A 20,402-nucleotide genomic window follows, 5' to 3' on the forward strand; every position below is an offset into this window, starting at 1 on the left:
CGGCTGCGCGGACCGGTTCACCTCTCGCCCCGTTGACGGGAGGAGTCAGCGGCCGGCCGAAGCGTCCCCGACCTGGCCGATGGAGCGCCGGGCGCCGAGCCCTCGTGAGATGGCGCGGGCGATCGTGCGGACGGCCGGTCCGAGCATCCGAGGGTCGGCGTCTTCCGATGGGACGAGGACCGACAGCGCCGCTGCGACCCTGTCGTCGGCTCCGAAGACCGGCGCCGCCACCGACACGATCGCGCGCGGGGCGTGCGGCCGATGGAGGTGCGCCAACCCCTCCAGCCGGACCCTGGCGAGGGTGCGTCGCAGGTCGACGGGGGAGACGATCTCCTTCTCCGGTTCGCGCACCATCGGACGGGAGAGCACCTCCTCCTGCACCTCGGGCTCGGCGAAGGCGAGCAGGACCAGGCCCACCCCGGTCGAGTGCAGGGGCAGCCGGCCGCCGACGCGGTACAGCACCGGCATCGCCTGATGTGACGACAGCCGTTCGATCAGCAGGGCCTCGTAACCGTCCCGCACCGCGAGCAGCACGTGCTGTCGGGTGACCTGGGCCAGGTCACCCATGAAGGGCATGGCCACCTGACGCAGCCCTTGCCCGCGAGGGGCGAGAGAGGCCACCTCCCAGAGTCGGAGGCCGATCGTGAACCGGCCGTCCTCGCCACGCTCGAGGGCGCCCCATGCCACCATCCGCTTGGCGAGCCGCAACGCCGAACTGGCGGGGATGCCGCTGCGCCGGCTCAACTCGCCCAGGCTCAGCGACCCGTGGTCGGCGTCGAAGGCGCTCAGAAGCGAGAGAGCCCGGTCGACGACCGGGTCGCCCTGGGGCGGACGGCGGCCGCGGATTCGCGGCGGGGGAGCGGACGCGCTGGTCACAAAGGGGGGCTCCTGTCAGTCCTTCACCGATGAGGCGCGCCTCTGGTTGCACTGGTCGGCATTGTGCCGTACCTCGCGAAGGTTCCCGCGCCTGATGATCGCCCATCACGAGGGCGCGATCGAGATGGCGAAGACCGAACAGAAGCAGGGCGCCAACGACGAGGCCAGGAAGCTCGCCGAGATCATTGTGCCTGGTGCCCCGGTGCGGGTCTGGCCAGCAGCGTCGGTGGGCTCGGGGAGGGATCGCGCGATGCGTCAGTGGCGCTGGAATGTCAGCAGGCTCTCGTTGTCCGCGACCGTGAGGCCGGCGTGGCCGCCGATCGGGACGGTGGCCAAGGGGTAGGTGTGGCCGACGTCGATATTGGCCAGGATCGGGATGCCGGTCAGTGCCGGTTGCGATCCGATGATCTGCTCCAGGAGCGCGCGGGTCATGTTGCTGGCGTTCTGGAACCGTCCGATGGCCAGTCCCCGGATTCCCGCAGCGTCAGGAAGCTGAAGCAGTGATGTCAGGTCCCTGGCGAAGGTGGCAGGGTGTGATTCGAAGTCGTCCTCGACGATCAGTATCGCGCCGTCGAGAGACGGCATGTAGGGCGTGCCCTGCAGCAGGTTGAGGGTGCACAGATTGCCGCCCACGATCCTTCCCTCGGCGGTGCCCGGCTGGATCGGCCACCACCCCTCGTTGGGGATCAGATCGCGCCTGTCCTGGTCGAGGAACCAGAGATCGTCGCTCCAGCGGGCCGCCGGGGTCAGGCCGATCGGGGCGGTGCCGAACATGACCTCGGTGAACCACTCCAGGGTCTGCTCGAAGTGATCGCGCATGCCGAACGTCGACCAGTGCGGCCCCGAGTAGGTGACCAGCCCGGTTCGGGCCAGGACGGCGTTCTGCAGTGCGGTGATGTCGGAGTACCCGCACAGGATCTTCGGATTGGCGCGGATCAGCTCCCAGTCCAGGAACGGCAGCAGTTCGTTGCAGTTGTAGCCGCCGATGACCGTCAGGATCGCCGCCACCGAGGGGTCGGCGAAGGCTTCGTGCAGATCGGCGATCCTGGAGGCGATGCTGGAGGAGTCGAGAGCGTCCCGTTCATCGACATGGCGGCCATAGGACAGCGTCAGGCCCAGTTCGGCGAAGCGAGCCCCGATGATGTCGGTGTGGTCGTGTTCCATCACCATCGCACGGGATCTGGCCGGCGCCACCACCCGTATGACGTCGCCCTGGTTCAGCTTGCGAGGGAAGATCAGCTCCATCGCCGGAGCCTAACGAACGCGGCAGGGATTCTTCGACGCGGGGCTGGTCAACCCGCGGGCGCGCGCCGTGGACGCGCACCAGGGGGATGTGCCGGTGCTGGTGCTCAGGAGAACCTCTCCTCACTGACGATCCGGCCGTCGCGCACCGTGTAGACACCGATCGTGGAGTCGGCGGTGAACCGTACGGCGAAGCGGTCGCCGCCCGCCCGCAGGTACGGCCCCTCGACAGGCCCGCTCACCTGCCCGGCGGCCAGCAGGTGCCGGGTGATCGCGTCGATCTCGCCCTTGTTGGCCAGACTGGCGAAGGCCAGTCCCACCCCTTCGGCCGTCGGCTCCACGAACGCGGGCAGATGGTCGAGTATCCACTCCCGATAGGACGTGGCCGGACGCCCGAGGATCTCCCGGATCGTCGGGACCACCGGCTCGGGCCGTGCGGCGATCTCCTTCATGGTCTCCAGGACGGCGTCCACGTCCTGCGGCGGCACCCACTGCAGGAACCACTCCCTGGCCTGCTCCGGCGGGACCTCCTCCACCTTCGTCACCGGCCTGCCGACCAGCTCGCCCACGATCCTGATCCGTTCGGCCCCTGTCATGAGTTCCTCGCCGGTCAGCATGGGCGTGGCCGTGTTCAGCAGGTCGTCGGTGAGCAGCGCGTGCACTCCCACCGCCGCCAGATCCTTGGGATGGATCTGCGATCGCGCCCAGCTCAGGAACGGCCCGCGGACCACGCCGTCGGCGGGCACCGGAGTCGCCAGGTCGTTGCTCATGTGCCCGCCGGACCGCAGGAACGTCCACTCCTTGGCGTGCTCCCTGATCAGCCGCTCGATCCGGTTGTGGGAGGCGTTGTCAGGATCGGCGTGGGTCTCCGCACCGGCCGCCGACAGATAGACGATTCTGCGCGCCTGTGCCGCCAGCTTGGGGATCACCGCGTTCCGCGAGTGCTCGGTGAACATCGTCGGCCACACCAGGAAGATCTTGTCGACTCCCTCCAGTGCCTCGTCGAGGGAGCCGGGATCGCTCAGGTCGCCCTTGACCGCCCGCACCCCTTCGGGGAACGTCACCCGGCCCGGATCTCTGCTCAGCGCCTTGACCGTCACCCCGCCGCGCTCGTGCAGCTGCCGTACCACCTGGCCACCGGTGTGACCGGTGGCCCCGGTCACCAGAATCGTCTCGTTCATGACGCCGACGCTACGGTCGCGTCCTTGACGCCAGCATCAGTCGATCGACTGGTGCGCGGCGGCCGGGGACGACCAGTCGATCGACTGATGCCGGGGGTCGGGGCCGCTCCTACCGTCGAGGGCATGACTTCACGGATTGAGATGACTCTGGACATCGCGTGCGGCGCCTCCTACCTCGGATGGGATCGGTTGCGCAGGGCGCTGGCCCGGTTGCGCGCCGAGGGCGGCGAGGCGGAGGTGGTCTTCCATCCCTTCCAGATCGCTCCCGACGCGCCGAGCGAGCCGGCGCGGGTCGAGCCCCTCGAAGAGGTGCACAAGCGGTTCTTCGGTCCGTCGGTGGGGGAGTCGACCGCCCGCATGACCGCGCTGGGCGCACGCGAGGGGATGGTCTACGACTACGGCAGGGCGTTGTTCGCCAACACGTTCGAGGCTCACCGGCTGATCAGGGTCGCCGCCGCGCAGGGGCGGGCCGAGGAGATGGCGGACCGGCTGTTCCGCGCCTACTTCGCCGATGGGCTCAACCTCGCCGACGGCGACACGTTGCGGAAGCTGGCCGCCGAGGCCGGGGTGGCGTGGACCGACGACGGCGCGGAGGAGACCAGGGCGGAGCTGGAGTGGGTGCGCAGGTCCGGGGTCAGAGGCGTGCCGATGTTCGAGATCAACGGGCGCGCGCTGTCCGGCGCGCAGTCCGAAGAGACGTTCTACGGGGAGATCTCATGATTCTGGTGACAGGGGCGACCGGCCGGGTCGGTGGTCAGGTCGTCAGGCAGCTGGTGGAAGCAGGGGTGCCCGAGGTGCGAGCGCTGGCCCGCGACGCGGGCCGGGCGCGGCTGCCGGTCGAGGTCGTCGAGGGCGATCTGGCCGTGCCAGGCTCGCTGGACGCGGCGCTGGAGGGCGTGGAGAAGGTCTTCCTCGTCTGGCCGACGCTCCAGGCCGACCACGCCGCACCCGAGACGGTGAAGAGGCTGGCGGGCAGACATGTCGTGTACTTCTCCGCCGCGACGGCGGGGGCGGCCGATCCGATCAACGCCTCCCACGGTGAGATCGAGCGGCTGGTCCGCGAGTCGGGCGCCGACTGGACCTTCCTGCGGATCACCGGGCTGGCGGCCAACGACCTCAAGTGGGCGGAAGGCATCGAACGCGACGGCGTGGTGCGCGAGCCGTTCGCCGGGTGGGCCCGGTCCCACATCCACGAGGCCGACGTGGCGGCGGCAGGCGTGCGCGTGCTGACCGGTGAAGGGCACGAAGGGGCGACCTACGTGCTGACCGGGCCGCAGGCGCTGACCGCGCCGGAGCGGGTGGCCGCAGTCTCCGCGGTGATCGGGCGCGAGGTGCGCTTCCAGGAGGCGTCCCTGGAGGAGGTCAGGCTGCAGTACGAGGCCGTCTTCGGCCCCGAGCTGGCCGCGGGTCTGGTCGGCAGGATGGCGGGCGGGGTCCCTGAGCCCGAGCCGGTCACCGGCACCGTCGAGGAACTCACCGGACGCCCGGCCAGGACCTACAGGCAATGGGCCGCCGATCACTGGCGGTAGCCTTTGAGACATGCTGCGGGGGCGGACGAAGGAGACGGGGACGATCGACGCCCTGCTCGCCGCCGCTCGCCGCGGCACGAGCGGGGCGCTGGTGATCCGTGGCGAGGCGGGTATCGGCAAGACCGCGCTGCTCGACCACACCGCGAGCCGGGCGGACGGCATGCGCGTGCTGCGCACGACCGGTGTCGAGGCGGAGAGCGAGCTGCCCTACGCCGGGCTCAGCATGCTTGTCGGCGGGCTCCTCGACCGCCTCGACGATCTCCCGGTACGGCAGGCCGACGCGCTCAGGGGCGCGCTGGGGCTGGGTGAGGCCGACGGCGACACCTTCCTGATCGGCCTGGCGGTGCTCGGCCTGCTGGCCGAGGAGGCCCCGCTGCTGTGCCTGGTCGACGACGCCCAGTGGCTGGACGCCGCCACGGCCGACGCCCTGCTGTTCGCCGCGCGGCGGCTGCGGGCCGAGGGCGTGGTGATGATGTTCGCGGTCCGCGCGCCGTACGCGCCGGACTTCCCCTCGACGGGCCTGCCCGAGCTGCGCCTGGGCGGCCTGGCCGACGAGGCGGCTGCCGCGCTGGTCGGCGATCTGGCGCCGCACGTGCGCGAGGAGGTGCTGGTCGAGGCGCGCGGCAACCCGCTGGCGTTGCGGGTGCTGGCCGAAGCGCGCCGTGAGCAGGGCACCGGCATGCTCTCGATGGGGCTCCTGCCGGTGCAGAACCGGATCCTGCAGACCTTCGACGACAGGATCCGCGCGTTGCCGGCCGCGACCCGCACCGTGCTGCTGGTCGCGGCAGCCGACGACACCGGTGACCTGAGCACCGTCCTGCGGGCCGCCGAGCGGTTGGGCGCGGGGCTGCAGGACCTGGACCCGGCGGAGGCCGCCGGGCTGCTGCGGGTCGGAGGCGACCGCCTGGTCTTCGGCCATCCGCTGATGAGGAGCGCGGCCTACCAGGGGGCCACGGTGAACCCCAGGATCGAGGCGCACCGCGCGCTCGCGGAGATCCTGGACGGTGACCGGCGTGCCTGGCACCTGGCGGCAGCGGCGACGGGCCCGGACGAGCAGGTCGCGGCAGCTCTGGAACGTACGGCACAGCGGGCCAGAGATCGTGGCGGGTACGCGGCCGTGGCCGCCGCCTACGAACGTGCCGCCGCCCTCACCCCCGACCCTGGCGCGCGCGAGCGCCGCAGGCTCGCCGCGGCGCGCGCGGCGGCCGACGCGGGCCAGTTCGAGCGGGCCGACCACCTGGTCAGGCATGCGGGGAGCTCGGCCGAGGCGGCCGCGCTCAGGGCCGTCATCGCCGACGGGCGCGGGCGGACGGAGGAAGCGCACGTGCTGCTGTTCGAGTCGGCCGCGACCGTCACGCCGGCGGAGCTGCAGCCTCTGCTGCGCAGCGCCGCGCGGGCGGCCTGGCGTGCCAACGACTTCGAGGCGCTCGACCGCATCGCCGCCTGCGTGGCCGAGGGGTCGGACGTGCACAGGCTGGCCACGGCGGCGCTCGCCACCAACCGGCTGGACGACGGCGGCATCGAGACGCTGAAGGAGCTGCTGGCCCTGCCGCCGCGGTCAGATGTGCAGGATCGCCTGCTGTTCGCCAGGTTGCACCTGATCATCGGCGACATCGAGGGCGCGATGCGCCTGGCCGGCAGCCTGGAGCGGGAGTGCAGGTCGCGGGGCGCGCTCGGCGTGCTGCCGGCCGTACAGACGATCCTGGGCAGGACCCTGCTCTTCACCGGCCGGCACACCGACGCGCGCGCCACCCTGGTCGACGGGCTGCAGATCGCCGACGACACCTGCCAGCGCATGCCGCGCGTCGAGCTGTCGGCGACCATGGCCGAACTGGCCGCCATCGAGGGCGACGAGGAGCGCTGCCGCGCGTTGACGGCCGAGGCGATCGAGACAGGCCTGGCCCCGAGCGCGGTGCACGCGGCCGTCGCGCTGAGCCTGCTCGACCTGGGCCTGGGACGGCACGAGGCGGCCCTGGACCGGATGGAGGCGGTGGTGTCGGGATCGCGCCCGATGGGCGTCATGGGCCATCTGCCGATCCTGATCGAGGCCGCGGTGCGCCTGGGGCAGCCGCGCCGCGCCGCTTCCGCGGTGCGGCTGTTCACGGCCTGGGCCGATCGGGTCGGCCAGCCGTGGGCCGCGGCCGTCGCGCTGCGCTGCCGGGCACTGCTCGCCGACGACGTCGACACGTTCGCGCAGGCCGTCCAGATCAGGACGTACCCCTTCGAGCAGGCGCGGACGGAGCTGCTGTACGGCGAGCGCCTGCGGAGGGACCGGCGGACCAGCGAGGCGCGCGGCCACCTGCGCGGCGCCGCCGAGACGTTCGAGCGGCTCGGCGCGCGTCCCTGGGCCGAGCGCGCCCGCGGCGAACTGCGCGCCACGGGGGAGACCCGCCTGGTGCGCGGCCACGCGACCGACCTCGCCGACCGGCTCACGCCGCAGGAACTGCAGAGCGTACGGCTGGCGGCCACCGGGCTGAGTAACCGGGAGATCGCCGAGCGGCTGTTCGTGAGCCCGCGCACCGTCGGCTACCACCTGTACAAGGCCTATCCCAAGCTGGGCGTCACGACCAGGGCGGAGCTCGCCTCGCTCGGGTTGTGACGCCGAGCGCTAGGTGCAGTCCAGCTTGGGTTCAGGGGCGTAGACGGTGTGGAACTTCTGCTTTTTGATCGTCTCGCCGTCCTTCTTGAAGATCCGCCACACGTCGATGGTGAACCCTTCGACGCCTCCCATGGGGATGCACTCAGGCCCTGACTCCTCCAGGGAGGGGAATCCGCGCACGTTGTAGCGTTGCGAGCTCTTCGACTCGATCTCGAAGCGTTTGGTGCTCCAGAACTGGACGGTGATGGACGTGCCGCTGTGAGAGGTGTTGATCAGCACGCCGTACGGCGAGTCGTTGCGCCAGCGGAAGTCCGGCTGCGGATAGGAGACGGTGGACTCGCGTCCGGCGGGGTAGCGGGAGATGTAGTACTGGTGCGGGACGTGCTGCACGTCCTCGAAGCCGCCGAAGAAGACCGCGTTGAACATCGTCGTGGCGAACTGCGACACCCCGCCGCCCACGTCGTCGACGAAGCGGTTGTTCAAGATCATGGGCGCCTCCACGAACCCGCGTGCCCTGTCGCGCCTGCCGACGACCTCGTTGAGGGAGAACGTCTCGCCGGGCATCACCACGTGCCCGTCGACGATGTCGGCGATCCGGTGGATGTTGGTCACGCGCGGCGCGCAGCAGGGGTGGCGGGTGGTGAAGGAGCTCACCTTCTCCTTGACGCCCAGGCGTGCCGCCTTCTCCGTGGTGAGCCTGGGTTCGGTCCTGCGCAGGGGCGCCTCGACGGTGCGGCCGCCGCTCGCCAGGGCGGCCGAGATCGCCTCACCCAGAGCGGCCGCGTCCACGCTCATGCCCGCCCGGGAGGGCACCACCTTGGGGACCCCTGCGGTGATCCTGAACGTGGCGTTCCTCGGTCGCCGGTCCTCGCTCACGAGTTTGGCGTCGAGGTCGGCGGCGAGGCCGGACGCGTCGAACCGGGGACGCAGCCCGCCCCTGTTGTCGGGAACGTAGCGCAGGCGCGCGGCGATCTGCTCGGGTGACAGCTCGGCCTTCCCCGTTCCGCTGGTGAGCGTGAGCGGCGCGGCCACAGCCCGGCGCGCACTCGTGGACACCGCCTGCCGTACCTTGTCCGCGCTCACCTGAGGGGCGACCTCGCGCACCGGCACGGTGACCGCCCCGGTGCCGGCCGGATAGGCCCGCCGTACGGCACGCGCGGCGCCTTCCTGGTCCAGCCGTCGCCCCGCCTTCGGGAGCACCGGCTCGGGCACCAGCCCGCGATAGGAGACGCCGCCTTCCCTGGGTTCTCTGTCGACCTTCTCGGCGACACCTGCCATGGCCGTCGCAAGACGCCGCTCGTCGACCGTGGTCACCGGGGCGATGTCCCGATGGCCGAACAACGAGCGAGCGACCCCGGCCGGAGTCAGGGAGCCGTCCTGCGCGGACGCGACGGTGCCCTTCGCGTCGAAGGCCAAGCCGAGCTTGTCCGGCTCGACGCGTACCTCGTCGTCTCCGACGTCGAGCGTGACGGGGACCGTCGCTCTACCGGAGAGCTCCCGGACCAGCTTCGCCTCGGCGTCCTCCGGTGGCAGGCCGCCGATGTCGACGCCCGCCACCCGCGTGTCGGGTGGCACCTCACCCGCCAGGGTGGCCGCGGCGACGGCGTAGGCGAGAATGGGGACGAGGAGCAGCGCGAGCACGACCGCGATCAGGCGCCGCCTCCCGCGGGGCATCCGGAGCAGAAGGGGCGGCCGCATGGTGATCAGCTCGTCGGGACGCGGGGGATGGGGGCGGTGAAGAACACGGCGCGGACGGCGCGAAGGCGATGCCTCCTACCCCTCATCGTCAGCCTCCTGGTCGAACAGCTGCCCACCTGCTCCCTGACCGACTACCCGCCAAACGGACCGGCATGTCCGCGACCCGCCTGCGAAGCGACGCCAGGTGACAGGGGACCGTCCGGCGCGGCCATGGCGTGTCCGCGCCGGATCGGGCGGCCGGTCCGCGCCGGTCGTCGCTACCATGGGATATGACCAGCGAATCCCCTGCGGTGACGCGGCGCCGTGAGCAGCTCCGCGACTTCCTGCGCACGCGGCGGGCGCGGCTCACGCCCGGCGACGTCGGCATCGTGGCGGTGGGCAGGCGGCGGACACCGGGGCTGCGGCGCGAGGAGGTCGCCGCGCTGGCCGGGGTCGGCGTGTCCTGGTACACCTGGCTCGAACAGGGCCGTACCATCAACGTCTCGGTCGAGGTGCTCGACGCGGTCAGCGGGGCGCTGCGCCTGACCGAGCCCGAGCGTGCGCACCTGTACGTGCTTGCCGGTCTCAACCCGCCAAGGGCCGGCGGGGCCCGCGGCGCCGAGGTCACCCCTGAGCTGCGGCACCTGCTCGAGGCGTGGACGCCGCGGCCCGCGGTGCTGCGGGACCGGTACTGGAATCTGCTCGCGATCAACGACGCGGCGCGGGCGGTGTTCGGGTTCGACGACACCGACCACAACTGTCTGATCTCGTTCTTCACCAATGCCCGATACCGGGACATGCACGTTCATTGGGCGTCGGCCGCGCCGGTCGTCGTCGCCGCCTTCCGCGCCGCCGCGGCCCACGCTCCCGACGACCCGGAGTTCGGCCGGGTGGTGGACGATCTGAGCGATGCGAGTCCCGAGTTCGCGCAGTTGTGGGCGCGCCACGACGTGGGTGTCCCTGTTCAGACGGTGAAGGCGGTGCACCACCCCGAGGCCGGTGACCTGTTCTTCGACATGGTGACCCTGGCCGTGGTCGACCGCCCGGAGTGGTACCTGGAGCTGTACAACCCGCGGCCCGGCTCCGAGACGGAGGATCGGCTCGAACGGCTGGCTACCCGGCTCGCCACCCCGGCCTGAGCACCCGCCCAAGGTGGTGGTGCGGCTCCCAGGTTGACTGCGCACTGTTTGTGCCGCGCGCCACCCGGCACGCTGAGTCTCATGACGCACAGCATTTCCCGATTCGACGACAAGATCGTACTCATCACCGGCGGTACGAGCGGCATGGGCCTGGCCACCGCGCGAAGGTTGCTCGCCGAGGGCGCGCACGTGGTCATCACCGGGCGCGACGAGGCCCGGCTGGAGGCCGCGGTCAAGGATCTGGACAGGGAGGACCGCGTCCTGGCGGTGCGCGGCGACGTGGCGAGCCTCCCCGATCTGGACGCGCTGACGGCCGCGATCCGGGACCGGTACGGGCGGCTCGATGTGGTCTTCGCCAACGCGGGCGTCGCCTCGTTCCAGCCGAGCGGTGAGATCACCGAGGCCGAGTTCGACCACGTCGTGGGCATCAACTTCAAGGGGGTGTTCTTCACCCTCCAGAAGAGCCTCCCGCTGCTGTCCGACCGTGCGGCGATCGTGATCAACGCGTCGTGGACGCTGTACCGCGGCCTGCCCGGCGCCTCCCTGTACGCGGCGACCAAGGCGGCAGTGCACAACCTGGCGCACACCCTCGCGGCCGAGCTGCGGGGCAGGGGGGTTCGGGTCAACTCCGTGAGTCCCGGCTACATCGAGACCGCGATGTTCCACGCCAACATCTCCGCCGAGGCGCAGGCCGCTGTCGTCGCCGAGGTGGCCGCCGGTCGGATCGGCACCCCCGAGGACGTCGCCGACGCGGTCGCCTTCCTCGCTTCCGACGAAGCGTCCTACATCAACGGACAGGACCTGATCATCGACGGCGGCCTGGTCGCCGCCGCCTGACGACCTGCGCACCTGGTTCGGGAGGCCCTCGGGGGGCGACCGGTCGATCGGCCACCACCTGGGGCCTCCCGAACTCAGCCCTCCGGATGCAGCACGCGCTTGAGGAACGAGCGGGTGCGCTCGTGCTGGGGGTCGCCGATCACCTGGGCGGGCGGGCCGTCCTCGACGATGACGCCGCCGTCCATGAACACCACCCGGTCGGCCACCTCGCGGGCGAAGCCCATCTCGTGCGTGACCACGAGCATGGTCATGCCCTCCTCCGCCAGCTTGCGCATGACGGCGAGCACGTCGCCGACCAGCTCGGGGTCGAGCGCAGAGGTGGGCTCGTCGAACAGCATCAGGTCGGGGTCCATGGCCAGGGCCCTGGCGATGGCCACCCGCTGCTGCTGTCCACCGGAGAGCTGGGAGGGGTAGGCGTCGCACTTGTCCGAGACGCCGACCTTGTTCAGGTTGTCCCTGGCGACGATCTCGGCCTCTTTGCTGCTCCGCTTCAGCACCCGGCGCTGCGAGATCATGACGTTCTGCAGCGCGGTCATGTGGGGGAACAGGTTGAACTGCTGGAACACCATCCCGATGCGGCGCCTGACCGAGTCGATGTCCGCGTCGGGGTCGGTGACCTCGATCCCCTCGACGTGCACGGTGCCCTCGGTCGGCTCCTCCAGCAGGTTCACGCAGCGCAGCAACGTGGACTTGCCCGAGCCCGAGGGGCCGACGACGCAGACGACCTGGCCCGCTTCGACCGTGATGTCGATGCCCTTGAGCACCTCGTTCGCGCCGAAGTACTTGTGCAGCCCCTTGATCTCGATGGCGGGCGTCATCGGCCACTCCCCTTACGCTTCTCCAGCCGGGTCGCGAGATAGCCGAGCGGGACGGTGACGATCAGATACGTCAGCCCCGCGACCATGATGGGCGTGGCGTTGGCGTACTGGGAAGCCAGGTCGTTGCCGAACTTGGCCAACTCGACGTACTGCCCCGAGACTCCGAGGAAGAGCACCAGTGAGGAGTCCTTGAGCAGGCTGACGAACTGGTTCGTGGTGGGTGGGATCACGATCCTGATCGCCTGGGGGATCACCACGGTGAACTGCGCCCTGGCCGCCGACATGCCCAGCGACCTGGCCGCCTCGGTCTGTCCCTTCGGTACGGCCTGCAGCCCGGCACGGAAGACCTCGGCCTGGTAGGCCGCGCCGACGAGGCCGAGCCCCAGGATGCCCTGGCCGTAGGTGCCGCCGGGCACCTCGAAGCCGGGCAGCGCCAGGGGCAGGAAGGTGATCAACAGGAAGATCAGGAGGGCAGGCAGGCCACGGAAGATCTCGATGTAGATCGTCGCGATCCACCGGTAGGGACGCACCGGTGAGATGCGCATGAGGGCGAAGATCAGTCCGAGCACGAAGGCGAGGACGAAGCCGCCGATCGTGTAGATGAGCGTGTTTCGCAGCGCGATCGTGAACAGCTCGGGCAGCGCCTTCTCGGCCACGTCGCCCTTGGCGAAGTTCTGGGAGAGGCTGGCCCAGTCCACGTACAGGAGCAGTGCGCCAAGGACGACACCCAGGACGACGTACTGGGTGCCACGAGTGATCTTCTGTTTCTTACGAGGGCTGAGCCGGGCACGGCCCGGCGCAGCCGCCACAGGCTGATCCGACATGGACTAGCCCAGCTCGCCGGGCTTCTTGCCGAACCACTTCATGAAGATCTGGTCGTAGGTGCCGTCGGCCTTGGCCTGGGTGATCGCGTCGTTGATCGTCTTGAGCAGGACAGGGTCGGCGTTCTTCTTGAGGCCGATGCCGTACTGCTCGCCGGTGTCGAGGCTGGTCAGCAGCTCGAACTTGGCGGCGATCTCCGGCTTCTTCAGCCAGGTGAGGACCACGGGCAGGTCCTGGACGATCACGTCGGCCTGCCCCGACTGCAGAGCCAGCAGCTCCTTGGGCGAGTCGGCGTACTCGGTCGGGTCGAACCCCTTCTTCTTGACGTAGTCGAGGCCGGTGGTGCTGGCCTGTGCGCCCAGTTTGAGACCCTTGGCCTTGACGTCCTCGAGGGACTTGGCGCCGGTGCCCTTCTTGGCCAGCAGCGCCTGCGTGGCGTCGAAGTACGGCACGGAGAAGTCGATGTTCTGCTTGCGCTCGTCGGTGATCGTCATGCCGGCGGCGGCCAGGTCGCACTTCTTCGCGGCCATGGCGGCGCCGCTCTTGATCACCGCGAAGTCGATGTCGACGATGTCCTGCGTCACCCCCAGCTTCTTGGCCGCCAGGTCGACGATGTCGACATCGAAGCCGACGACCTTGCCGCTCGCGTCCTTGAACTGGAACGGCTCGTAAGGGATGTTCGTGCAGGTGGTGAGCTTGCCCGGGTTGACAAGCTGCGCGCCGGCCGCGCCCGTGCCGCCAGGGCTGGCGGTCGTGGTGGTGCCGCTGTCTCCTGAGCCGCCGCAGGCGGACAGCCCCAGGATGGCGGTCAGAGCGAGCACGCTGATGGTGTTCCTGCGGCGGCTCTTGGACCAGAGGGCCATGTCAGGCCTCCTCAAAGAGGTATGTCATGAATGTTGCATTTGGTGAAGCCTAATTCGCCCCGTGCGATGACCCGACAACAGAACCGTGTGCCGATCATGCGGTGGCCGCGTTGCACAGAGTAGAACACCTCGATGCCGGCCGTCTGCGGGCGGGGACACCGTAATGACCACACCTGGCGAGGCGGGGGCGCACGCCTGCTCGCCCCCGTGAAGTGATGACCACGCGAAGCCGTCCGGCTTCAGTAGGACCGCCCGAAGATGACGCGCTTGCCGTAGGCGGAAGGCGCGCCGCAGTGCACGCATGATCCGGTCTCCCGCGCGGCGTCGAGAGGAACGCAACGCGGGGTGGCGGCGCTCTTGGCCTTGATGTCGTTCTCACACGCGGGCTCGCCGCAGTGCAGGGCCGAAGCCCAGCCCGAGGTCACAGCCTCGGTGAAGGAGTCCCACGTGTCGACCGTCGTTGTGTGAGCGTGGCGGAAGTCGGTGGCCCGCTTGAGGAGGAAGGCCTGGAAGGCTTCCAGGACAGCCGGCATGTCCTCCGCGGCGGAGGCCAGCGAGATCGTCTGCTTGCCCTCATCGCCGAGTCGTCTGACCATGACCACGCTGCCCGATTCAAGATCGCGCGGCCCTAGTTCGAGGCGTACGGGTACGCCGCGCAGCTCCCAGTCGTTGAACCGGAAACCGGGCGACAGCTGTGGACGGTCGTCGACGTGCGCGCGCACGCCGACGGCCTTGAGCCGCACCGCGAGGTCACGAGCGGCGGCCAGGGTCTGCTCACCCTGCCCCCCGCGTCCGATCGGAACGATCACGACCTGGTACGGCGCGAGCCTGGGCGGCAGGACCAGGCCCTTGTCATCGCCGTGGGTCATGATGACCCCGCCGATCATCCGGGTGGACATCCCCCAGGAAGTGGTGTGACACAGTTCGAGGCGGCCTGCCTCGGAGGTGTACTGGATGTCGAAGGCCTTGGCGAAGTTCGTGCCCATGTAGTGAGAGGTGCCGGCTTGCAGCGCCTTGCCGTCCCGCATCATGCCCTCGATGGTGAAGGTGCGCACCGCCCCGGCGAAACGCTCCCCGGCCGTCTTCTCCCCAGGCACGACCGGAAGCGCCGCGATGTCGCGCGCCACCTCGGTGTAGAGGTCGAGGGCGAGCATCGTCTCCCGCATCGCGTCAGCCTCGTCGGCGTGCGCGGTATGGCCCTCCTGCCAGAGGAACTCCGTCGTGCGCAGGAACATCCGGGGCCGCAGCTCCCAGCGCACCACGTTCGCCCACTGGTTCAGCAGGAGCGGCAGGTCGCGGTGGGAGGAGACCCACTTGGCCATCATCTCCCCGATGATCGTCTCTGAGGTGGGTCGGACGATCAGCGGCTCCTCGAGCTCCTTGCCGCCCGCATGGGTGACGACAGCGAGTTCGGGGGAGAAGCCCTCGACGTGCTCCGCTTCGCGACGCAGGTAGCTTTCCGGGATCAGCAGCGGGAAGTAGGCGTTCTCGTGGCCGGTGTCCTTGATCCGCCGGTCGAGCTCTCCCTGGAGGAGTTCCCACAAGCGGTAGCCGTACGGTCGGATGACCATGGTGCCCTTCGCCGGCCCCCTGTCCACGAGCTGAGCCTTGGCGACCAGCTCGTTGTACCAGGCAGAGAAGTCCTCCCCTTGAGGGGTCACACCGCGTTCATCACGTCCCATGGAGGGAGAATAGCGTCGGCCACGGAGGCTGGCGTCGCCATGGCGATGCTCGCTCATGTGCGCCGATCGAGCGTGGAGCGGTGGACCACCGAGTCGTGCAGCTGATCGGCCATCGCGGCGCTCACCGCCGTGACATGAATCCAGTCGCCGTCGACCACGGTCCCTGGAACTCTTCCGGCATGACTATCAACCACGTCGACCAGGCGCGACGTCTCGCCGGTGACCGTTTCCCCGATGCGCTCGCCGTCATCCTCGCCGGCTCGACGGCTACCGGGCGCGCCACTGCCCGCAGTGACCTGGACCTCGCGGCGCTCGTCGAGGACGGCGGCGAGACCGGCAGAGAGACGATCCGGTTCGAAGGCCGTGTCGTGGAGCTCTTCGTTCACACCCGTGCCGGTCTCGTGGAACTCTTCGCTGCCGACGTCGCCGCACGCCGTGCGGTCCTTCAGAGCATGTACGCCACGGGTCTCGTCCTGGTCGATACGAACGGTGAAGCCGGGCGCGCCCGCGCCCTGGCCGAGGCGGACCTCCGGAAGGGGCCGCCGGCGCTGGAGCCGCAGGCGGTCGAGACCAGGAGGTACGGGCTGACGGACGCACTGGACGATCTCACCGACACGGGCGACCGCATCGAGCGTCTGGCGGTGGCAGGGCTGGTTCTCAGCATGGCGGCCGACCTGCTCTGCGACCACCACCACGCGTGGATCGGTGGCGGGAAGTGGTTGCCGCGGCGTCTTCTGGCGGCGGACGCGCAGCGTGGAGCCGCCCTGTTGGAAGGACACCTGTACCTGTGTGAGACGGGAGACCCAGCGCTCATGATCGACGCGGCATCGGAGATTCTCGACCTTGTCGGCGGGCCGCTTCGCGAGGGATATCGGCGGGACTGGCGTGGCGGCGGCGACGCGGTCGCGCCCATGGGCTGATTCAGAGGTGGAGGGCGAACTCCACCTGTGCCAGCGGCCGGCCGTCGCCGAAGTCGTGGTCGCGCAGCGCGCCCGTTTCGGTGAAGCCGCACTTGGTGTAGAAGCGCCGGGACTGCGGAGTGTCGTGCAGCGTCCACAGGTGGACGTGGTCGAAGCCGTCCTCCTTGAGCTGGGCCAGGGTGGCGGTCATGAGGGCTCCGGCGGCCCCGGTGCCCCAGCCGTCCGGGTGGGCGTAGAAGCTGTAGATCTCCGCCATTCCGGTCTTGGACGGGGAGGTGCCGAAAGCGGACATGGCCAGCGGACGCCCGTCCCCCCTCGCCAGCATGATCGTGTCCTTGCCCTGAGCGAGGCGCTCGTGCCACTGGGTACGGCGGCGCCGTACCCCCTGCTCGGCGAAGTCCGTCGCGAAGAAGGGGGCGTAGGCGACCTTCCACGCCTCTGCGTGGATCTCGCCCAGCGCGTCCCCGTCGTCGGCTGTGGCCTGAGCAATGGTGAAGAGCATCAGGCCACCCTAGCCAAGGCGCGCGCCTCTGATCATCGGCACCACCGGCCGGCGAGCTTGTCGGTCACCGGAAGCGGGTGCCACCGGGGTGCCGCCGACCGCCAGGACGGTGATGATCATCTTCATGGTCAGCGATCATGCCGAAGGCAGGTCACAGGCGGGGCACGACCGGCCGACGGGGACGGGGTGGGCGGCAGGTCTGGGGACGACCTGGTGAGGGGACTCGCCGTGGCCGTCGTGATCTGGGCGGGCGCTCGCGCCGGTTCAGTCTTTCGGGCGGGCGAACAGTTCGAGGTGCGAGCACTCGGCACAGCGGAAGGCGTCGACGATCCAGCGCGTCTTCCCCATCCGCCTGGCGCCGCCGAACAGCCCGCGCTCCAGGGGGCCCTTGATCCAGCGGGCGTACCCTTGAGAATGCTCGCCGGAGTCCTCGATGAAGCCGGGCTCGAGGTCCGCGCTGTCACATTGGGTGCATCGCATGCCCGTATTGTGCCAGTGCGGCGATCAGGAAAGACCCGGCGATCACCGTCGTGCCGAGGCCGGTCACCGTTCCGGGCGTGGTCTGGGGCGACTGTCCGTACCTTCTGTACGGACAGTCGGCATGTCGCCCGTCAGCGGGCCCGCGAGCCGTACGGGAGCAGGGCCATCTCGCGGGCGTTCTTGACGGCGCGGGCGACCTGGCGCTGCTGCTGGACGGTGACCCCTGTGACGCGGCGGCTACGAATCTTGCCCCGGTCGGAGATGAACCTGCGCAGCAGGTCGGTGTCCTTGTAGTCGATGGAATCGACGCCCAGCAGTGGATTCGCCTTCTTGCGCGGCGGGCGGCCGGTTCTCATGCGGTGCTCTCCTTGAGGTCGAGTACGAAGGCGAACGGGTCGGCGTAGTTCGCCCAGACGTCGGATCCGGCCAGCGACTCCTGCTCGGTGAGCAGGCAGGAGTCCAGCAGCGAGAGGATGCGGTCCTGGTCGAGGTCGGGGCCGGTGAAGACGAGATGCTGGACGCGGTCACCGAGGATGTCGTTCCAGTCCAGGGTGGCGGCCATCCTGCGGGCGGGGGAGACCAGCTCCCAGGCGGCCTCGGGCAGGGCGACCAGCCATGGCCCTGCGTCCTCGATCGAGACGACGCCTGCCACGGCGTCCCAGGCGAGCAGCCGGTCGTGCCTGTTGGCCAGCCAGAACCGGCCGCGGCTGCGGACGGTCTGGGTGACAAGCTCGTCCACGGCGTCGAACAGGCGCTGGGGGTGCAGCGGGCGCAGCCGATGCCAGACCACGGTCGAGATCTCCCCTGTCTGCGCCTGGCAGGGCAGCTGGGCGGTGGCGGGGTCGACGCGGGCGGCGAGCATCTCCACGTCGACTCGCCGGCCGGTGACCTCCGGCAGCGCCAGGACGTCTGCCGGAGTGGTGGGAACGAGGTGGCCGAGCACCGTCAGGGCGAGCTCGATGTCCTCCTGGTCTGCGCCGGACACGACGATGCCGGTGGCGTACTCGATCTGCCTGGTCAGGACCTCGGCCAGGTAGCGCTCGTCGTCGGCGGCCGCGCGCTTGCCACGCGTGGCGAGCCGCTCGTCGCAGCACAGGTCCTCGGTGAGTCCTTCGGCGTCCACCGCGGTCAGCACGCCCGTCACGCGCAGGGCGTGCGCCGCGTCCTCATGCCAGGCGAGCGCCTCGGCGACGGCTCTGGGCTCGACGGAGTCCCACAGCTCCGCGATGAGCAGGGGAGCGCTCCCCGCCGCCCTGGCCAGCAGCTCGGGGATCAGGTCTTCGCGTACGGTGCAGGTGACGCAGCCGTGCGCGAGCCGTACGTGGTGCCTGTCGAGGACGCCGGAGGCGTCCCTGACGATGCGCTCCACCCGGCCGGCGCCCACCTCACCCAGATCGTGGTGGACCGCCACCGACCCGGGATGCTCGGCGAGCAGACGATCGACGAGCGTCGAACGCGCTTCGGCGTGCAGTCCTGAGACCAGGACGACGGGGACGGACATGTCAACTCCTCTCAGGGGGTGATGAGGCCGCGCTGGTAGGCGCGGACCAGACGGCGCGGCACCAGCAGCCGGTTGCCGCCGATGACCAGCGGGACCAGGTCGGGGGTGGACGCCTTCCACTGGGAGCGACGATGGCGGGTGTTGGCGCGGGAGGTCCTGCGCTTGGGAACGGCCATGGCTACCAGCTCGCCTTCGTGATGCCGGGCAGCTCGCCCCGATGCGCCATCTCTCGGAACCGGATCCGGGAGAGCCCGAACCTGGTCAGGTGGCCGCGGGGGCGGCCGTCGACCGTGTCGCGGTTGCGCAGGCGGGTGGCGCTGGCGTCGCGCGGCTGCCTGCCCAGCTCCCGTACGGCCGCCGCCCTCTCCGCGGGGGTGCCGGTGCGGATGGCCTCCTTCAGCTCCGCCCTCCTGGATGCGTGGCGGGCGACGACGACTTCGCGCCGCCGGTTGGCTGCGATCTTGCTCTTCTTGGCCATCAGACCCTCTCTCCGCGAGCGCGGATCCGTGCCACCGCGGCTTCGACGCCGATCTTGTCGACGGTCCTGATCGCTCGGGCGCTCAGCGTCAGCCGGACGTGCCGGCCCTCGCTCGGCAGCCAGTAGCGCCGGTGCTGGATGTTGGGGTTCCACCGGCGGCGGGTGCGCCGGTGGGAGTGGGAGACGTTGTTGCCGAACACCGGCTTGGCGCCGGTGAGCTGGCAATGGGCCGACATCAGTTCCTCCCGCTGAGAGTGAGGCGGTCGGGATCGTTGCGGCGGTTCTTGCGGGTCACGTAGGTGTAGCCGGTGCCCGCCGTCGAACGCAGGGTGATCACCGGTCTTACGTCGTTTCTGGCCAATGCCACAGCTCCTCTGTCTGGCCGGGTCCTGGCATGATAACGAAAACGGTTTTCATTTGCGAATGGCGGAGCCAGCCGGCAGGGAATTGCCGCAGCCACGGTGCGGGAGATCTCGAAGAGCGGCGTCGCCTGGACGAGCGCATGGCACAGGGGGCTCCGGCGCCCATAGGGCCGCCGCAGCCGAACCGGGCCGACCGGTCAAGGACGCACGGGACCCGCTAGCGCCACTGGCTGAGGACGTGGTCGATCAGAGCGTGGAGGCGGTCGTCGGTGTGCGGGCCAAGGTGCAGGAGGCGGCGGTAGTAGATCGGGCCGTACAGCAGCTCGACGATCAGCTCCAGGTCCGCCTCGGGGGACAGCTGCCCCTGCCGCTGGGCGGAGCGGAGCCGGTCCATCGCGACCGCGACACGTGGCTTGATCAGTTGCTCGACGAGGTCGCGGGCCAGGGCCTCGTCGTGCTGGGTCTCCGCGATGAGCCCGAGGTAGGCCGATCCGGTGCGCGGGCTGGCCAGGAAGTCCAGCACGGCCGCCGTCTGCGTGCGCAGGTCGGCGACGAGGTCGCCGGTGTCGGGAAAGACGGTGGCGGTCTGCGCCAGTTCGCCCAGCGCCTCGAGGATCACGGCGCCCTTGGTGGGCCACCAGCGGTAGATCGTCTTCTTGCTCACCCCGGCTCGGGCGGCGATGGCCTCCACGGTCACGTTGCCGTAGCCGCGCTCCGCGCTGAGATCCATGGCCGCGGCCAGGATCGCCTGGTGGCTCTTCTCGCTGCGTCGTTGCGCGTTGGGTGCCATCATCACGCCGCCAGCTTACAGGAACGACACGTGTCGTGTTGACAGAGGCCGAGCGTGGCCGCACAATCTCAACACGACACGACACGTGTCGTATAGTGAAGGGG

At 70.1% G+C, this 20,402-nt stretch carries 23 protein-coding genes and 1 pseudogene; 7 read left to right on the forward strand and 17 right to left on the reverse strand.

The window, feature by feature from the left end:
- Positions 1 to 45: 45 nt before the first annotated feature.
- Positions 46 to 876, reverse strand: coding sequence for an IclR family transcriptional regulator (locus FHR33_RS52950; protein ID WP_183658067.1), 831 nt, complete (start codon positions 874 to 876; stop codon positions 46 to 48).
- A gap of 61 nt (positions 877 to 937) precedes the next feature.
- Here FHR33_RS52950 and FHR33_RS50950 point away from each other — a divergent pair, with 61 nt between their 5' ends.
- A complete protein-coding gene (locus FHR33_RS50950) occupies positions 938 to 1,219 on the forward strand; it encodes a DUF305 domain-containing protein (RefSeq protein WP_281388507.1) in 282 nt (93 codons plus the stop codon).
- Here FHR33_RS50950 and FHR33_RS37185 read toward each other — a convergent pair.
- Positions 1,132 to 2,121, reverse strand: coding sequence for a S66 family peptidase (locus FHR33_RS37185; RefSeq protein ID WP_221241404.1), 990 nt, complete (start codon positions 2,119 to 2,121; stop codon positions 1,132 to 1,134). The genes FHR33_RS50950 and FHR33_RS37185 overlap by 88 nt on opposite strands.
- Before the next feature lie 104 nt (positions 2,122 to 2,225).
- Positions 2,226 to 3,299 carry an NAD(P)H-binding protein gene (locus FHR33_RS37190; protein WP_183658073.1) on the reverse strand — a complete coding sequence of 358 codons (1,074 nt, stop codon included), beginning with the start codon at positions 3,297 to 3,299 and terminating at the stop codon, positions 2,226 to 2,228.
- Positions 3,300 to 3,422: 123 nt separating this feature from the next.
- On the opposite strand from FHR33_RS37190, the gene FHR33_RS37195 reads away from it, so the two are divergent.
- Genes FHR33_RS37195 through FHR33_RS37205 form a run of 3 tightly spaced genes read left to right on the forward strand, consistent with a single transcriptional unit; the run spans position 3,423 to position 7,427 of the window.
- The gene (locus tag FHR33_RS37195) at positions 3,423 to 4,019 is read left to right on the forward strand and encodes a DsbA family oxidoreductase (RefSeq protein WP_183658076.1); all 597 of its coding nucleotides are present in this window, start codon (positions 3,423 to 3,425) and stop codon (positions 4,017 to 4,019) included.
- Positions 4,016 to 4,828 (forward strand): NAD(P)H-binding protein, encoded by an 813-nt coding sequence (locus FHR33_RS37200; RefSeq protein ID WP_183658079.1) that lies wholly within the window; start codon positions 4,016 to 4,018, stop codon positions 4,826 to 4,828. The genes FHR33_RS37195 and FHR33_RS37200 overlap by 4 nt, the downstream gene beginning before the upstream one ends.
- A gap of 10 nt (positions 4,829 to 4,838) precedes the next feature.
- Entirely contained in the window at positions 4,839 to 7,427 is a 2,589-nt protein-coding gene (locus FHR33_RS37205) for a helix-turn-helix transcriptional regulator (protein ID WP_183658082.1), read from the forward strand.
- Positions 7,428 to 7,436: 9 nt separating this feature from the next.
- On the opposite strand, the gene FHR33_RS37210 is transcribed toward FHR33_RS37205, so the two are convergent.
- Complete coding sequence (locus FHR33_RS37210) at positions 7,437 to 9,101, reverse strand: VanW family protein (protein ID WP_183658085.1); 1,665 nt, start codon at positions 9,099 to 9,101, stop codon at positions 7,437 to 7,439.
- Positions 9,102 to 9,394: 293 nt separating this feature from the next.
- Here FHR33_RS37210 and FHR33_RS37215 point away from each other — a divergent pair, with 293 nt between their 5' ends.
- Positions 9,395 to 10,243 (forward strand): helix-turn-helix transcriptional regulator, encoded by an 849-nt coding sequence (locus tag FHR33_RS37215; RefSeq protein ID WP_183658088.1) that lies wholly within the window; start codon positions 9,395 to 9,397, stop codon positions 10,241 to 10,243.
- A gap of 81 nt (positions 10,244 to 10,324) precedes the next feature.
- Positions 10,325 to 11,080 carry a glucose 1-dehydrogenase gene (locus tag FHR33_RS37220; RefSeq protein ID WP_183658090.1) on the forward strand — a complete coding sequence of 252 codons (756 nt, stop codon included), beginning with the start codon at positions 10,325 to 10,327 and terminating at the stop codon, positions 11,078 to 11,080.
- A gap of 74 nt (positions 11,081 to 11,154) precedes the next feature.
- Here the strand turns inward: FHR33_RS37220 and FHR33_RS37225 are convergent, their stop codons facing one another.
- The 4 genes from FHR33_RS37225 to proS form a co-directional block, all read right to left on the reverse strand.
- Positions 11,155 to 11,898: an amino acid ABC transporter ATP-binding protein gene (locus FHR33_RS37225; RefSeq protein ID WP_183658092.1), complete on the reverse strand. Its 744-nt coding sequence runs from the start codon at positions 11,896 to 11,898 to the stop codon at positions 11,155 to 11,157.
- Positions 11,895 to 12,722: an amino acid ABC transporter permease gene (locus FHR33_RS37230; protein WP_183658094.1), complete on the reverse strand. Its 828-nt coding sequence runs from the start codon at positions 12,720 to 12,722 to the stop codon at positions 11,895 to 11,897. Before FHR33_RS37230 ends, FHR33_RS37225 begins: the two co-directional genes overlap by 4 nt.
- A 3-nt stretch (positions 12,723 to 12,725) precedes the next feature.
- Complete coding sequence (locus FHR33_RS37235) at positions 12,726 to 13,583, reverse strand: ABC transporter substrate-binding protein (protein WP_183658096.1); 858 nt, start codon at positions 13,581 to 13,583, stop codon at positions 12,726 to 12,728.
- Positions 13,584 to 13,822: 239 nt separating this feature from the next.
- Positions 13,823 to 15,265, reverse strand: a complete 1,443-nt coding sequence (gene proS / locus FHR33_RS37240; protein ID WP_183658098.1) for a proline--tRNA ligase — start codon at positions 15,263 to 15,265, stop codon at positions 13,823 to 13,825.
- Positions 15,266 to 15,360: 95 nt separating this feature from the next.
- On the opposite strand from proS, the gene FHR33_RS37245 reads away from it, so the two are divergent.
- Complete coding sequence (locus FHR33_RS37245; protein WP_221241405.1) at positions 15,361 to 16,185, forward strand: nucleotidyltransferase domain-containing protein; 825 nt, start codon at positions 15,361 to 15,363, stop codon at positions 16,183 to 16,185.
- Between the two features lies 1 nt (position 16,186).
- On the opposite strand, the gene FHR33_RS37250 is transcribed toward FHR33_RS37245, so the two are convergent.
- The 9 genes and pseudogenes from FHR33_RS37250 to FHR33_RS37290 all read right to left on the reverse strand — a co-directional run bounded on the left by FHR33_RS37250 (position 16,187) and on the right by FHR33_RS37290 (position 20,301).
- Positions 16,187 to 16,687: a GNAT family N-acetyltransferase gene (locus FHR33_RS37250; RefSeq protein WP_183658100.1), complete on the reverse strand. Its 501-nt coding sequence runs from the start codon at positions 16,685 to 16,687 to the stop codon at positions 16,187 to 16,189.
- Between the two features lie 264 nt (positions 16,688 to 16,951).
- The gene (locus tag FHR33_RS37255; RefSeq protein ID WP_183658103.1) at positions 16,952 to 17,167 is read right to left on the reverse strand and encodes a hypothetical protein; all 216 of its coding nucleotides are present in this window, start codon (positions 17,165 to 17,167) and stop codon (positions 16,952 to 16,954) included.
- Positions 17,168 to 17,298: 131 nt separating this feature from the next.
- Positions 17,299 to 17,523 carry a 30S ribosomal protein S18 gene (gene rpsR, locus FHR33_RS37260; protein ID WP_183658106.1) on the reverse strand — a complete coding sequence of 75 codons (225 nt, stop codon included), beginning with the start codon at positions 17,521 to 17,523 and terminating at the stop codon, positions 17,299 to 17,301.
- Positions 17,520 to 18,668 (reverse strand): CobW family GTP-binding protein, encoded by a 1,149-nt coding sequence (locus tag FHR33_RS37265; protein ID WP_183658109.1) that lies wholly within the window; start codon positions 18,666 to 18,668, stop codon positions 17,520 to 17,522. Before FHR33_RS37265 ends, rpsR begins: the two co-directional genes overlap by 4 nt.
- A gap of 11 nt (positions 18,669 to 18,679) precedes the next feature.
- On the reverse strand, positions 18,680 to 18,844 hold the full coding sequence (rpmF, locus tag FHR33_RS37270) for a 50S ribosomal protein L32 (protein WP_183658112.1): 165 nt from the start codon (positions 18,842 to 18,844) through the stop codon (positions 18,680 to 18,682).
- 2 nt (positions 18,845 to 18,846) lie between these two features.
- Entirely contained in the window at positions 18,847 to 19,146 is a 300-nt protein-coding gene (gene rpsN, locus FHR33_RS37275; protein ID WP_183658115.1) for a 30S ribosomal protein S14, read from the reverse strand.
- Entirely contained in the window at positions 19,146 to 19,382 is a 237-nt protein-coding gene (rpmB, locus tag FHR33_RS37280) for a 50S ribosomal protein L28 (protein WP_183658117.1), read from the reverse strand. The genes rpsN and rpmB overlap by 1 nt, the downstream gene beginning before the upstream one ends.
- Positions 19,383 to 19,396: 14 nt before the next feature.
- A pseudogene (rpmG, locus tag FHR33_RS37285) lies at positions 19,397 to 19,507 on the reverse strand (50S ribosomal protein L33); the annotation flags it as partial.
- Between the two features lie 218 nt (positions 19,508 to 19,725).
- Positions 19,726 to 20,301 (reverse strand): TetR/AcrR family transcriptional regulator, encoded by a 576-nt coding sequence (locus FHR33_RS37290; RefSeq protein WP_246453429.1) that lies wholly within the window; start codon positions 20,299 to 20,301, stop codon positions 19,726 to 19,728.
- Positions 20,302 to 20,402: the final 101 nt, after the last annotated feature.

Source organism: Nonomuraea dietziae, from assembly GCF_014195505.1.
Lineage (GTDB): Bacteria > Actinomycetota > Actinomycetes > Streptosporangiales > Streptosporangiaceae > Nonomuraea > Nonomuraea roseola.